The 13910-nt window shown below is 42.2% G+C and carries 12 protein-coding genes; 5 read left to right on the plus strand and 7 right to left on the minus strand.

Annotation, left to right across the window (positions count from 1 at the left end; all coding sequences use genetic code 11):
* Nucleotides 1–522 precede the first annotated feature (522 nt).
* Both ABJL82_RS02405 and ABJL82_RS02410 read right to left on the minus strand, forming a co-directional pair.
* Nucleotides 523–1356: a hypothetical protein gene (locus ABJL82_RS02405; RefSeq protein ID WP_347273095.1), complete on the minus strand. Its 834-nt coding sequence runs from the start codon at nucleotides 1354–1356 to the stop codon at nucleotides 523–525.
* Complete coding sequence (locus ABJL82_RS02410) at nucleotides 1353–2435, minus strand: hypothetical protein (RefSeq protein ID WP_347273096.1); 1083 nt, start codon at nucleotides 2433–2435, stop codon at nucleotides 1353–1355. Before ABJL82_RS02410 ends, ABJL82_RS02405 begins: the two co-directional genes overlap by 4 nt.
* A 592-nt stretch (nucleotides 2436–3027) precedes the next feature.
* On the opposite strand from ABJL82_RS02410, the gene ABJL82_RS02415 reads away from it, so the two are divergent.
* The 5 genes from ABJL82_RS02415 to ABJL82_RS02435 all read left to right on the plus strand — a co-directional run bounded on the left by ABJL82_RS02415 (nucleotide 3028) and on the right by ABJL82_RS02435 (nucleotide 8426).
* On the plus strand, nucleotides 3028–4161 hold the full coding sequence (locus tag ABJL82_RS02415) for a PEGA domain-containing protein (RefSeq protein WP_347273097.1): 1134 nt from the start codon (nucleotides 3028–3030) through the stop codon (nucleotides 4159–4161).
* A 177-nt stretch (nucleotides 4162–4338) separates the two neighbouring features.
* A complete protein-coding gene (locus ABJL82_RS02420; RefSeq protein WP_347273098.1) occupies nucleotides 4339–5241 on the plus strand; it encodes a CsgG/HfaB family protein in 903 nt (300 codons plus the stop codon).
* A gap of 541 nt (nucleotides 5242–5782) precedes the next feature.
* Nucleotides 5783–7243: a hypothetical protein gene (locus ABJL82_RS02425; RefSeq protein ID WP_347273099.1), complete on the plus strand. Its 1461-nt coding sequence runs from the start codon at nucleotides 5783–5785 to the stop codon at nucleotides 7241–7243.
* A 142-nt stretch (nucleotides 7244–7385) separates the two neighbouring features.
* Entirely contained in the window at nucleotides 7386–7814 is a 429-nt protein-coding gene (locus ABJL82_RS02430) for a YcfL family protein (protein ID WP_347273100.1), read from the plus strand.
* A gap of 18 nt (nucleotides 7815–7832) precedes the next feature.
* Nucleotides 7833–8426 (plus strand): penicillin-binding protein activator LpoB, encoded by a 594-nt coding sequence (locus ABJL82_RS02435; RefSeq protein ID WP_347273101.1) that lies wholly within the window; start codon nucleotides 7833–7835, stop codon nucleotides 8424–8426.
* A 69-nt stretch (nucleotides 8427–8495) separates the two neighbouring features.
* On the opposite strand, the gene ABJL82_RS02440 is transcribed toward ABJL82_RS02435, so the two are convergent.
* The 5 genes from ABJL82_RS02440 to ABJL82_RS02460 form a co-directional block, all read right to left on the minus strand.
* Nucleotides 8496–9827, minus strand: coding sequence for a sigma-54 dependent transcriptional regulator (locus ABJL82_RS02440; RefSeq protein ID WP_347273102.1), 1332 nt, complete (start codon nucleotides 9825–9827; stop codon nucleotides 8496–8498).
* 150 nt (nucleotides 9828–9977) lie between these two features.
* Nucleotides 9978–11117, minus strand: coding sequence for an ATP-binding protein (locus ABJL82_RS02445; protein ID WP_347273103.1), 1140 nt, complete (start codon nucleotides 11115–11117; stop codon nucleotides 9978–9980).
* A gap of 98 nt (nucleotides 11118–11215) precedes the next feature.
* Nucleotides 11216–11785, minus strand: coding sequence for a pyruvate kinase alpha/beta domain-containing protein (locus ABJL82_RS02450; RefSeq protein WP_347273105.1), 570 nt, complete (start codon nucleotides 11783–11785; stop codon nucleotides 11216–11218).
* Between the two features lies 1 nt (nucleotide 11786).
* Nucleotides 11787–12596 (minus strand): molybdopterin-synthase adenylyltransferase MoeB, encoded by an 810-nt coding sequence (moeB, locus tag ABJL82_RS02455; RefSeq protein ID WP_347273106.1) that lies wholly within the window; start codon nucleotides 12594–12596, stop codon nucleotides 11787–11789.
* 154 nt (nucleotides 12597–12750) lie between these two features.
* Complete coding sequence (locus ABJL82_RS02460) at nucleotides 12751–13791, minus strand: DUF362 domain-containing protein (RefSeq protein WP_347273108.1); 1041 nt, start codon at nucleotides 13789–13791, stop codon at nucleotides 12751–12753.
* Between the last annotated feature and the right edge of the window lie 119 nt (nucleotides 13792–13910).

Here is a 13910-nt window from a genome sequence, read left to right on the forward strand (position 1 = left end):
TGCCATTAGTAGTATGATTGGTTCCTTTGGGTTCTGACAGTAGATTTCTGGGCGCTGGGTCACGCAAAGAAAAGAACCTCTGGAAATTCTAAAAGACGCGCCGAGGTTGACTTTGCAGGGGAAAGTAGTATGAAGCAGCCTTTGGCAAGTTCAGAGAATTATTGAGTGAATACAAATCGTTATAAAACATATTGCAATTATTTTTTGTAACTATTCAGCGTAAACCATTACACGATGCCTGGCGGGTTCAGGTTTGCAACCTGAACTCATGAGTTTATGCGTATAATGGGGCAATGTACTCCGGCAAAATTCCAATGCCCAAATCACAAAATCCCTGTTTGTACACTGGAATTTATTTGTCATTTGTTCTGTTCATAGAAGGCTGGATAGAAAGTATAAAACGTTTGGTTCAGGTTACAAACCTGAACCCGCACATGTAGTTTCCAGCGCCAGTACGTTTCCGAAAAGGAGTTTGGGAGCGAGTTGTGCTCCGGTAGTTTAATAGATTACGCTGAATAGTTACTATTTTTTAAGGAATACGAGCCGTATTTTATCAACTATTTTCTTCCATTTTTCATCTGTGAAGAAACGTCTTTTTCCTTTAATTTTTTGGATATTTTCTGTTGTAATTTTCACCTCAGCATCAGAGGCGCCGGAAATGGATGATTTGTTCTTTTTCCTTTCTGCAGGTTTTCCAATGGATTCTTTTCTGTTCTTGTCATCTACGTAAGCTATTATGCGAAATTGTTCTGCTTTCAGCATCTCTGCAGTGCATCCAAATGCAAAATTTGATGGTGAAAAAGAAGGGGTATTAACTGTTTTTTTCAGTTTTCTCAATCCTTCTTCAACAAAAGGTATAATGATTGTGCCGGAGGGGGCTTGCGATTCCGGCAGAACTTCCATGCTTTCGGGCTGGGGCTGGGCTCTATCAGGAATCAGATTTTCCAGTGTGTAAAACGCCGATGGGTTATTTACCAGATTATCTGCTTTCCGGAAATTTATATCGGTCCAGGGATTAAGCGCCCCTGCGTAATTGTCTATTATCTCCGGCATTTTTTTCCATAAAGTTTTCCTGTGAATACGACCTGTGCAAATGCCCTCCAGGGAATAAATGTCCCTGCCGAATTCATCTTTGAACATACCGCTTTGAAGGGTAAAAAGCACGGTAGTTTTCGGAAAATTTATGCAAAAAAGCGGTTTAAGCGGGGCTTTTGCGTATGCAAAACGATATTTTTTAAAAAAATCAAGAAATCGTTCAAGGAGATGTGTCTCTTTAGAAGAAAGCGAAGGAGACGTAACAATCCACCGGTAGTCAGCAGTCAAAGTCCTCGAATATATGAATCGTTCCACATTCATACAAAAAGCCTTACCCTTTTCCTGGTACAATCCAGAAGTGTATCTATATGGCTTTCAAACTTAAGCAAGGATTCTTCGTCTCTCTTTTTCTTTTCCGAGGACTTGCGGGCAATTTCAGCAGCGCTTGGCTTGCCGCGTAAAAATGACCAGATTGAGTTTAATGTCCCGGCGTCCTGAAGCACCTGCTCTATGGTTTTTTGATAATCTGATATAGATTCCTTTGCCGCATTTTTCATTTGCAACAAGGAAAAGCCAAGACAAAAATAAAGAACATATTCCGTGTTAAACGGTTGGGGCAGTCCTATAATTTTGTCTTCCGCTAAAAATGGGATATCCATAGGGCTATTTGAATCGGTTTTCGGTGTAATTTTTCTTTCTACATTTTCTTCACCAATAACAGAAACCGGCAGGATACCGCCATTCCAGTTGCTGTTATTCCGGCAAAGTTTCACCACAGGGTCAAATACTTCCATTCCCTTGTCAAGAAGTTGTTTATAATCTTCTTCCTTCCAGCAGGTATCGACAGAATCGGCCTTTGTAAGAACAATTAAAATGTTCAATTTTCTGTTGGGGTATATTCTGTCAAACCTGTTCATTATCAGATTAATAGTCTTAGCGCCTGAAAAATGTCTGATTTCATCAATTCTGGTAAAATGAGTAAGATGATAAGCATCTGCAACAATCACCACCGCATTGCTTTCGATTAAGTGGAAAAACAGGGCTTCCAGTTCTTTTTCATCTCTATGTGCAGGTTTAAAAATATGTGATAAAAGCCCGCCTCTGAAGTCCACCCATTCTATATTTGTAATTTTATGGTTCGTTAGGTATTCGATTGCAAATGGATATACCGTGGTTTTATTCGTTCCGAGAGGCCAGTAACCCGCATGCTCAACGGCATTTTCCATAAAATCAACCAGTACATCAACTTCTTCATTAAAAGACGCCAATTCATCATCATTTTTTCGCCTGGGGATTAAAGCATAATCATGGTCTGCGTTTCCCGGCGCCAGGGTGGAGGCCATTCCGTGCATGAGAGTGGTTTTGCCTGACCCTGAGTATCCTAACATGGTAATTTTCATTGTATCTTTCCTAAACAAAACAAGCCTGAAATATAAATCAACATAATGTCATAATGTTAGTCAATATATTTTGGCATTTCAATTAATTTTCACAATCGAGGAATAATAATACCTCCGGATATATACTCAACAGGCGCATAATATGTGGATTCAACGCAGACAACGTGAAGACGTATTACTGAAAAAAACCCTCGAGAAAAAACTCGAATATTGAATATCGAAATACGAAACAAATCCTAAACCTGTGGTGAGCGAAGTCGAACCATTCAAATGTTTTGAATGTTCAAAACATTTGTCATTGCGGGTAGTGGAGCGACGAAGCTTCGGGCTGGATGAGGATTGAAACCCAAGTTTTTCTATAATCATATTACCCCTTCGGGGTTCTCCTTTTTTCCCGGAATTTTTCAAAAAGCTAAAGCGTTACAATACAAATGATTTCTTACAATCCACCAGATATGCGATTCGAATAAACTAAATCGTGATTTATTGATCTATATTTTATAAAATACGGGTTAGTATAATAATTAAATGTTTAATATGATCGAACAAATAAGGTTTATGAAATCAGAAATATACCGAAAGGAGGTGAATTATGTCGCTTTTTTTAAAACGCATGTCTTTTGTTACAGGCTTTATGCTTTTGTATTTTCTTTCCTTAAATGCAGGCCTTTTGGCGCAGCAAGATGATAAACAGGTGCATAAAGCGGCAATTTTTGTGGAAAACAGGGCAGGACGCCAGTTTGATAATAAGATTGCAGTATTTGAGGATTTTATTACCAGCCGTGTTGCTGAAAAGGGGTTTAACGTCATTAGCCGTGAAGTGGTAACCGGTAGTTTGAAAACCTACTCCCCCGGTGCGGCAAAAGAAAACAGACTGGATACACTTCTCAGTAACAATACATCCGCACTAAGACTGGCTCAGATGATGAATGCCGACTATCTTATTGCCGCATCGATAAGTTCATTAGGAACGGAAAAGAAAACGTTTAAAGGATATGGTGTTGAAACAGTTAATCTGGTTACCAATCTGCGTGCCAGTTTCAAAATACTGGAAGGTTCACAAGGTAGCACCTTGGTTGCGGATACAATTATGGCAAGCAAATCTGAGCGGTTTACCGAAAGGAGTACGGTTGAAGATGATGACATGATGAATATGCTGCTGGACGAGACGGCATACAGGATTGCAGAAAGTTTGGGGAGCAAGCATATTGCCCCGCCTCCGCCAAAGCCTGATTTTGTGGAAATTACCATTGCCTGCGGCATGCAAGACCTTGCGCAACTTCCGGTAAGTGTGCCTGACGTCCTGGTAAAGGAAGACAAGACTATGATTGTAGTGCAAAACAGCAATCTTGAAGTGCAGGTATTGGATGTAACCGTAGAACTCAACGGCGTTGTTATTGGCGCTGCACCTGGCGTTTTTAAAGCACCACCCGGGTTAAACAAGATCCGGCTTACCCGTGAAGGATTCAGGGACTGGGAAAGGACAATTAATGTTTACAACGGACAAAGGTTGAAGGTGGCATTGCAGATGAATGAAGCCGGTTATGCAAGGTGGAAGGATAATACCGCTTTTCTTCATCATTTGAAAAACGGCGAAAAATTAACGGACGCCAATGTTGAATTAATAAAGAGTGGTGCGCAGATGTTACGGCAAAGCGGATTCAAAATTGACGTAAAGGCAGATGTAGCCAAGGAAATAAACTCCATCTTCGAATTGTTCTGGTAGTCATGGAAAACCAGAAAGAAACACTTTTGTAATACTTTAGTATTTTGAAAAATCCCAATAATAGTGGTGTTTGCCGCATAGTGTAGGGGCGAAGCATTTGCCGTAAATTGTCATAAATGCGTTCATACCCGAACTGGCAAAGGCTTCGCCCCTACTTTATAAGAAAGGCAGGTGTGTATGAAAAGACTAACCATAATGAAAATATTTTTTTTAGGATGTGCGCTGGCGTTTTTGATGCAAACAAGGGCGTTTGCAGAAATAGAAACAATTGGTATTGCGACCGTTAGGCCGACACAAGCAATAATAGATGGCGCTAACAGGAGTGGAAGCAGGCTTTCTTTGGACCGCGTGATTCAATCGATGAACGGGCAATTGGCAGACCGCATTAACGCAACCAGAAAATTCCAGATAGTTGCCCGTAATGATCTTGATGATATTGTCAAAGAACAGGAATTTGCACATTCCGGAAATGTTTCTGCGGATGACAGAACCGCTGCGAAACAATTTAAGATATCAGGGATAAAGTATTTGCTCGTTGCAACAATTGATGATTTTCAGGATTATAACGAGCTTGCAACATTTAAGAAAACAGAAAGAACCGCTACGAAACGGGTTATCAGGCTTTCATGTATCGGTAAGATATATGACGCTACTACCGGCAAATTGCTGGAATCTGCCAATTTTCAGATAAGCAATAAGGACATTTATGAAAATAAAACCTATTCGACAAGGGATGGCGATCTCAATGAAGCGCTGTTAGTGGAAATTGCACGCAAAATGGCAGATAAAATTACTCACCGGGTTACAGATGTGATTTTTCCACCAAAAGTGATAAATAAAAGGGATAACCGGATTACTATTAACCGGGGAGATGGAACTGATATTGCTTCAGGTCAGATATGGGACATATTTGCAGTGGGGGATGAATTGATTGATCCCGATACAAACGAATCCCTCGGCAGAGAAGAAATCCTGGTTGGCAAGGTGAAAATTGTTAATATACTCCCGAAGGTATCGACGGCTGAGATTATAGAAGATCATGGGATTGATAAAGGGGCAATAGTGAGAATGGCTCAGTAAAATTTTGGCAGTCGGCAGTCAGCAATCGGCAAGTTGCAGATTGCAGGCAACTATTCAGCATAAACATTACACGACTCCCGGCGGGTTCAGGTTTGCAACCGTTCGGCTGAGCTCACGACGAAGCCTGAACCTATGAGTTTATGCGTATAATGGGGTAGGAAAAATTCCAATGCCCAAATCCCAAAATCCCTGTTTGGAATCTTGAATTTATTTGTCATTTGTTCTGTTAATAGAAGGCTGGATTGAAGGCATAAAACGTTTGGTTCAGGTTTGCAACCTACCATGAGAATGAATCAGGCTGCCTTTGTCAGCGACTTTATTCTATTGTTGATGTTAATGTAGAGACGCATGCAATGCGTCTCTACAAAAATATTGAAATGCCTAAACATTAAATTGGGTGAATTGTCTTAAAATATTCTATGACAAATTTGTTGGTATGAGACACAATAGAGAAACTATATGGCATCACATTTTATTGAGTATGACGGTATCGATGTTGTTATGTGCCGGATGCGTCAGTTACAATATGCAAACACAGAGGATGAACCAAAAGTGGGAATCCGGCAATTTCAATGAGGCGGCAGCGTTAATATCAGAACAGGCAGAAAAAAAAGGTGAATCAAAGGACGCTGTTGTGTGGAGATTGGAGCAGGGGGCAGTCCTGCGAACTGCGGGGAAATACGAAGAAAGCAACAAGGCATTTGATCTGGCGGAAGAGCTTATTGATAAGTATGAGGATAAGGCAAAGGTAAAAGTTACCCGAGAGACGCTAGCAACTGTCACGAACCTTGCAATGCTGCCTTATGAAGGTTTTGCGTATGACAAAATTATGATGAATACCTACAAAGCGCTTAATTATCTTCAACTTGCAGAGTATGAAAAGGCGCGTGTCGAACTTTACCTCGCACATCAACGCCAGGAAGATGCTGTCTATATCAATTCAGCCCGAATTGAAAAAGCGGAGGAAGAAGGGAAAAGGCAAAACTACAATATTAATCTTGCCCAAATTAATAGTGACAGTAAATTTAAGCAACAATATGAAAATAATTTTTCAGACCTTGAGCGGTTTAAAGCCCTTGAGCTTTATGTCAACCCTCTGACGGTTTATCTCGACGCGCTGTATTTTATGGCGCAGGCAACAAGCAGTTCAGACCTGGAGCGATCACTGAAATCATTTGAACGGGTGTGCAGCATGATCGGAGAAAATGCATATATCAATCAGGATATTGAAATGGTGAGACAAAGAATAATAGGGCAACCGCTGCAGGCTACCACCTATGTTATCTTTGAAACAGGGCAAGCGCCGGCAAGGGACAGCATGCGTATTGATTTGCCGCTTTTTTTCATAACACCAGGCCTTCCTTACTTTGGTGCGGCGATTCCTAAACTTCTATATAATAATGATTTTATCTCCTCTCTGAACATTTCACATGACGGCCTGACAGAGCCGGCAATGTTGTTGTCAAGCATGGATGCCGTTATTGCGCAGGATTTTAAAAATGAATTACCCCTCATAGTTACTAAAACACTTATTGCTTCAGCAATAAAGGCTGGTGCAGCATATGGTGCATACACAGGCGTAACAGGCAGCAACCAAAAAAACACAACGGCCGGGCTTGCCGTGATGTTTGCTGCATTCGTGTATCAGGCGGCAATGAATCAGGCTGATATAAGGACATGGCAGACCCTGCCTAAGGAATTTCATTTTTGCCGCTTTCCTACACCGGTTGACCGGAAAATTGAACTGGAACAACCGTATTCGGGTTTCAAATTACCGGTAGCAATAGATGATGGTATAATCAATGTGGTATGGGTCAAATCCATAAACAGGAATAGTCCTTTTACGGTTACCCAATTCAGGCTAAAAGATAGTCCGGAAGGGATAAAACTGCCGGTAAGGCGCCCAGAACCGGTCGTTGCGGCTACAGATGCTAAGGCCTTTTCCGCAGAACAAGATGTCCAAAAAGAGAAAAATACGGAGACAAATCAGGAAATGCCGTAACACTTTGGATTTTTAAAAAAGTAGGGACGAAGCATTTGCTGTAAATTGTCATGAAGGCGTTAATACCCAAACTTGAGGCGGGTTCAGATTGCAAACCTGAACCCTCCAAGTGCACCATTAAATAATTTATAAAGGAGGCAGCATGAAAAATATTACACTATTATTAGCAGGGATGTTTATTGGCATAACCTTTTTTTCTTCATGCACCACAGTTAACACCGTGGAGCGTGAAGAATCTGTCGGGACAAAGCAGGTGGTTGCTGACAAACGTGTTATTACCGATGCTACGCTTAATAAAAAGGTCAGCATTGTTGGATTGAACGAAGTCGTAACGCCGGGCGGGTTTCTTCAAGTGCAGATAGAAATACTTAACAGAAAAAATTCCATGCAGGAAGTTAGTTATAAAATAGAGTGGTTTGATGAGAATGGCATGCGTGTGGATACACCTGCGTCTGTATGGGTTCCAAGACAAATAGAGGGGCAAGAGACACTTTCTATTACTGCGACGGCGCCGAAACAGACTGCGCGTGATTTTCGTGTGAAATTTATGGAAAACGTCAGAGATAATTAAGAGAAGAAAGGATACAAGATGAAATTACCATTGACCGTAGTTATGTTGCCTGCAGTAGCATCTTTATTTTTTGCCGGTTGTTCTACCCATACAAGATATGTAGAGACCGGAGGCCCGCGTACCCTCGTCACTACTGATATAAACATACAGGACTTTTCTTATGCGGCGGAGGAAATGATTAATTCGCTTCTGGCGTCGGGTGCGTTGGATACTGCACCAATCCAGCCGGCAATGCTTGCAATAAGCCGCATTACAAACAATACTACTCAACAGATTGATACTGACCTGTTAATAAAAAAGATCAGGGTCGCGCTGAACATAAGTGGAAAGGCGCTGACAACCACTACAATCGGGTTGGGTGGCATAGCCGAAGACCCTCTGGCGCAAGGCATACAACAGGAGAAAGAATTTTATAGCGACAAAGCAGAACCGCAGCGCATGCCGGATTTCTCGCTTTCAGGCAAGATCATTGAAAAACGTGAACGGCAAAATGACATAAGGCAAGTATCGTATACCTTTCAACTTTCCCTCACGAATAACGCAGGCCTTGCCGTATGGGAAGATGAAAAGGAACTTTCAAAACAGAGCAAAAAAGGCGTTATTGGATGGTAGTTTTGCCTGCCGGAATTGTGCATAAATATGACTATACGTGTGGATGGGGATGGGATGTGTCCCCTATGCTCATATCTTGTATTTGTTGAGTTTATTGTAGAGACTTGCACGGGAGATTTTCAGGATTTTTGCGGTTTTTTCCTTATCGGCGTCATTGGCTTCTAATGTATTTATGATTATCTGGCGTTCGGTCTGTTCCAATAATTCCTGAAGCGGTTTCCCGGACAAGCCGGGGCACATCCCCATTTTTTCCTGATATAATGGAACGTCTTCGGGGGTGATTCTGTTCTTTTTGCAAAGAATTACCGCACGTTCAATTACATTCTCAAGTTCGCGGATGTTTCCGGGCCACGTATATGACGTGAGTATATTTAGTGTATCGCGGGAAAACCCTTCCACGTTTTTCCGGTTTTTCTTGTTATGGATAGCGAGAAAATGGGCGGCAAGCAGGGGGATGTCTTCTGTTCGTTCTCTTAATGGCGGTAGAAATATCCGTATTACATTAAGCCGGTAAAACAGATCGCTGCGGAAAAGCCCTTTTCCAACGTAGCCCTCAAGATCGGCATTCGTAGCGGCAATGATGCGCACATCAACTTTTATGGATTCATCGCTTCCTACCGCTTCAAATTCACTATCCTGCAGGACTCTCAGCAGCTTTGCCTGAACGGCAAGGGAGATATTGCCTATTTCATCAAGGAAGATAGTGCCATGATCTGCTTTTCTGAAACGCCCAATCCGGTCTTTCGTCGCACCGGTAAAAGACCCCTTTTCGTGTCCGAAAAGTTCGCTTTCCAGCAAGGTTTCCGTTAAAGAGGAACAATCTACTTTAACGAAGCGGTGATTATTTCTGGCGCTGTTATAATGTATTGCCTTTGCCACCAATTCTTTTCCGGTGCCCGTTTCGCCCTGGATGAGTATGTTTGCTTCCGTGCCTGAGACATGGGAGATAATATCGTATATTTTTTTAATTTTAGGGCTTTCTCCGATGATATTGCTAAAGGTGTATTTTTCTCCCAGTTCAGACCGTAATCTGTCCACCTCTCCTTCGAGGCGTTGCATTTGCAGTATTTTTTCTATCACCAGAACAAGTTCATCGCGTTTAAAAGGCTTTGTTATGTAATCAGACGCCCCGTGCTTCATTGCTTCTACGGCGCTTGAGACGGTGCCGTAACTGGTCATTACAATCACATCAATAGCGGAATTGATCTGTTTGATTTTTGAGAGCAGTTGTATGCCGTCCATTTCCGGCATAACAAAATCCGTGAGGACAATGGCATACTCCGGATCTTTTGAAACCCTTTCTATGGCATCAACGCCATTTGTAACGGCATCCGCTGCATATCCTTTGCTTTTCAGGAGTTCCGTACACATTTCTCCCAATGCCGGGTCATCATCTACCACTAATATTTTTTTCAGAGTATGACTCCCTTATAAAAACCTACCACAGTCATTGATCATTGGTCAACCGCCGACTGCCGACTGTAGATTGCCGACTGCAGAAGGGACAGTTAAATCTTTTACCAAAAAATGTAAAAAACAACTTTTAAGCTACTATTTGCAGGGGAGTGAGATAATAAATTTTGCCCCCTTGTCTGTATTGCTATCAAGGCGTATCGTGCCGTTATGGGCGGAAATTATGTCCTTACAAATTGATAAACCAAGCCCGGTGCCTTTTCCCTGTTCTTTAGTGGTGAAAAATGGTTCGAAAATACGTTTATGATATTTTTCGGGGATGCCTGTTCCATTATCTTCAAATACAATTTCCACGGATTTTTCTGCATTGTTCATCCTCGTTTTGATAAACAGGTCTCCGCCATTAGGCAAGGCGTCCACTGAATTATTTACAAGGTTTAAAATAACCTGTTGGATTTGATTCCCCTCAACTAATAAAGGGGGCAACTGTTTGTCAAATGCCCTGCGGATGTTTATTTTGTGGATTTTTAAACGATGTTCCACCAGCGCCAGAATATTAGTTATTAACGTATTTATATGATATTCCTTTTTCTCACTGTCGGACTTTCTTGAAAAAATTAATAGATTTCGTGTTGCCTTCTGGCATTTGGCGATTTGATCGGAGATGGTTTTGATTTTGCCGAGAGCTTTTTCATCATGAACTTCCTCCAATAACAATTCACAATATCCGGAGATGGTAGCAAGGGGGGTATCGAGTTCATGCGCGAGGCTGGAGGCGAGGAGTCCTATTGAAGACATTTTTTCAGCCTGCAAAAGCTGGTTTTGCAGAGATTTGAGTTCTTCGTACGCATGGCGAAGTTCGCGTATTCTTTTGCCCAATTCCAAACGCTGTTCTTCCCGTTCTTTTTCCAGCAATTTTTTTTCGGTGATATCCATAAAGATTTCTACCGCAAATTCAACCTGGCCCTGTTTGTTTGGTATTGGGAATACAAAATGTTCAATGCAGCGCTTTTCTCCATCAGCGTTGTTTTCCCAGTTTATCCTTTGGTGGGGTTGGCCGTTTTCAAAGACTTTTGGAGTTACGCAATTCTCGCAGAGCGCATTCTTGTTCCATAATTGTTCATAACATTTTTTCCCGACAATGGATTGGCGTGTTTTCCGGAGTTTTTTTGTTACCGCGTCGTTGACAAACAATATATTGTACTCTTTGTCGATTATATTGATATATGCGCGAATACCATCAATGGCTGCTTGTAGAAAATTCCCGGATACTTCCATGTTTATTTCCTCGAGACATTAGAAAGGTTCGCATCGGAGTAGAGACGCACGGCCGTGCCTCTCTACATTTTGGTATGGAAAAAGGGCGCCGGGGGGGATTAACAACGTGGTTTTGCCAGGATTTCAAGTACTTTTACATCGAGGAACCTCTTTGAGGCTGCAGATTTTATTATACATACGGTATCTGCACCCCTTATTGTGCCGGCAACCGCAACCACTTCTTCCCGTTCGGGGATGAGTCCCGCATCGCATGCCTCCATAACAATTTCGCAGCAAACCTTTAATCCTTCGCCCAGTCTTCGTAGCGATTGTGCAACGATCATTGCCGGATAGAGTCCGTTAAATTTTTGCGAAAAAGAGGTTTCTATTGAGTGGGTAAGGATGGTGCCTGTATAGATTTTGCCTCCCAGGGCTACGATTTGATCCCGGTTTTCGGGAAGCAATTCCTGATGATTGGGTTCTTGAAAACCGGCTGAATGAGTGACAACTACAAGGTTTACCTCTTTACCGTGCAGTTTCTTTGCCATTGCAACGCCGGTTTCCCCAACGGAAGTGGCAACAACGATGTGCGTATATCCTTCAGAGACAGCGGATGCAGCTATTTCTATACATTCCTCTGTATTTTCTTTTCCCGGGTTTTCAAAATAGAGGATGTGTTTTTTCATCATGTTAAGTGTTTATTTGGCAGAATTCTTCATAATCGATAAGTTCCTTGATCGTGGCTTTATCGCTGCATACCGGGCAATTGGGGTTTTTCCGGACATTCACCTTTTTGAATTCCATGTTTAAGGAATCATATATTAGCAGCTTGCCTTTTAATAACTGTCCTTTTCCCAGAATGAGTTTGATTGCTTCTGTCGCCTGGAGGGTGCCAATGACGCCTGCCAATATCCCCAATACTCCCGCTTCTTTGCAAGAAGGCACCAGGCCCGGAGGGGGAGGCTCTTCATAAAGGCAGCGGTAACAAGGCCCGTCAAATGGCAGAATGGTGGTTACTTGTCCTTCAAAGCGAAAAATGGAGCCGTGCGAAAGCGGTTTTCTGAGAAAAACGCAGGCATCGTTCACGAGATATCTGGTGGGAAAGTTATCAGCGCCGTCAAGTATTACGTCATAATCTTTAATAATATCCAGGATATTGCCGGAAGTTAAACGTTCGGTATAAGGAATGACTTCTATATCGGGATTTAATGCCTCAAGGGTCTCTTTTGCCGAAATAGCCTTGGAGCGCCCGACGTCTTTTGTAGAATGTAATATCTGGCGTTGCAGGTTTGAATAATCAACACAATCACCGTCGGCAATTCCGATTTTTCCAACGCCGGCGGCGGCAAGATAAAATGCGGCAGGAGAGCCAAGGCCACCTGCACCTACCAGAAACACCTTGGCATTCAATAACTTCTGCTGGCCTTTGCCTCCGACTTCGGGGAGAATAATGTGACGGGAATATCGTTCTATTTGTTCTTCAGTAAATGATAATGACATACTTTCTTCCTAACGTATTTGCCAATCTGTTAATTATCTGTAGAAAAAAGGCCATGTACCATAACATGGCCCGCTTTGTATTCACAGAGCTTTACACGGCTTAAATATCTTTTGAAAAAAAATGATAACAAATGCTATTGAGCAAATCAATACATTAAATAGAAACAAGGTTTATTTTTGAGAGATCATCTGTTCCCAATCCGAGCATGGCTGCAGTGGAGATATATTTCGGCTCCCTGCGGGCTTGCTGTAAAGAGGGAAGTTTCATCTTTTTTCGCTGATCTTCTATAATAGTATGGCATATCCTGTCAAAAGCAACAGGGTCCCTTCCTACGATAATGCCGTTATAATTCCATGTCCATTGAGGCTTGTAACCGGGGCCTCCGTTGTATTGCGCCAGTATGGCGTCACAAACAATAAGCCTGACCTTGTTTACGATATAAGGATGGCTGTTCAGTTCTGCAATATAGGGATTGCAATTGTTGGTGTGGTATTTGTTCGGATTGTGCATTGCTCCAAAGAAATTCTTCATGGCAACGCTAATGCCTGCCAGATCATGGTCTTTCAGGACGGGGACGTTAATGATGGCGGTACACATTTGAGAGACTATTTTGCTGAAACACGTTCCTACACTTCCCGCTATCTGGGGTTCGGAGTCGTAACCTCCCTGCGGCAATTCGTCAGTGCCAAAACATTGCACGCCTTTGGTTGCACGCCTCACCCTAAACCCTGCCGCTTCAAGTTCCCTGTTATACCGCTCAAATACAATGATGTTTTCATCTTTCACACCGGCAAATTTGAGTCCATGTAGAATGGCATCTACTATTGCGACATGCGGCGACATAATACGGCCGGAAAGGCAGTTTAGTTTTATGCCTACAATATCGGATGGGCGAAAAAGCCTCTGCCATGCATGCTCTTTTGAGGCAGAGCCTGTCAGTTGCATAACTGCTGCATGCAGGATATTTGTTATTTTTGATTCTTTTACGTTTACGTTTCCATTGTCGCTGGCAATGGCATCATCCCGCCCTATAACTACATCGGGAAGAACTGCAGGTTGCATATCATTTCCATGCGCAAAGTGTGCGGTACAATGTGTCAGGTATTTTGCCAGGATTGAAGTGGTGCAAAATCCCCCTCCCATTAGCAATGCCTTTTTAAGAAATAATCTTCTTTCAGCACTTTTTACAGACATTTTACTTTCCCTTAAATAATTTTCAGGTAATATTCATACTTATGACAAAAAAGTGATTTTTCGTAACAAGTTAGTTTTTTGAAAAAGTGGGGGCGAGGCATTTGCCCGTTTGGGCATGA

This window comes from Candidatus Kuenenia sp. (genome assembly GCF_039794105.1).
Lineage (GTDB): Bacteria > Planctomycetota > Brocadiia > Brocadiales > Brocadiaceae > Kuenenia.

Bases quoted from the DNA above. Each gene is read 5' to 3' on its own strand.
- ABJL82_RS02405 (WP_347273095.1), bottom strand. From the start codon at position 1,356: ATGAATGTGGAACGATTCATATATTCGAGGACTTTGACTGCTGACTAC.
- ABJL82_RS02410 (WP_347273096.1), bottom strand. From the start codon at position 2,435: ATGAAAATTACCATGTTAGGATACTCAGGGTCAGGCAAAACCACTCTC.
- ABJL82_RS02415 (WP_347273097.1), top strand. From the start codon at position 3,028: ATGTCGCTTTTTTTAAAACGCATGTCTTTTGTTACAGGCTTTATGCTT.
- ABJL82_RS02420 (WP_347273098.1), top strand. From the start codon at position 4,339: ATGAAAAGACTAACCATAATGAAAATATTTTTTTTAGGATGTGCGCTG.
- ABJL82_RS02425 (WP_347273099.1), top strand. From the start codon at position 5,783: ATGAACCAAAAGTGGGAATCCGGCAATTTCAATGAGGCGGCAGCGTTA.
- ABJL82_RS02430 (WP_347273100.1), top strand. From the start codon at position 7,386: ATGAAAAATATTACACTATTATTAGCAGGGATGTTTATTGGCATAACC.
- ABJL82_RS02435 (WP_347273101.1), top strand. From the start codon at position 7,833: ATGAAATTACCATTGACCGTAGTTATGTTGCCTGCAGTAGCATCTTTA.
- ABJL82_RS02445 (WP_347273103.1), bottom strand. From the start codon at position 11,117: ATGGAAGTATCCGGGAATTTTCTACAAGCAGCCATTGATGGTATTCGC.
- ABJL82_RS02450 (WP_347273105.1), bottom strand. From the start codon at position 11,785: ATGATGAAAAAACACATCCTCTATTTTGAAAACCCGGGAAAAGAAAAT.
- moeB (WP_347273106.1), bottom strand. From the start codon at position 12,596: ATGTCATTATCATTTACTGAAGAACAAATAGAACGATATTCCCGTCAC.
- ABJL82_RS02460 (WP_347273108.1), bottom strand. From the start codon at position 13,791: ATGTCTGTAAAAAGTGCTGAAAGAAGATTATTTCTTAAAAAGGCATTG.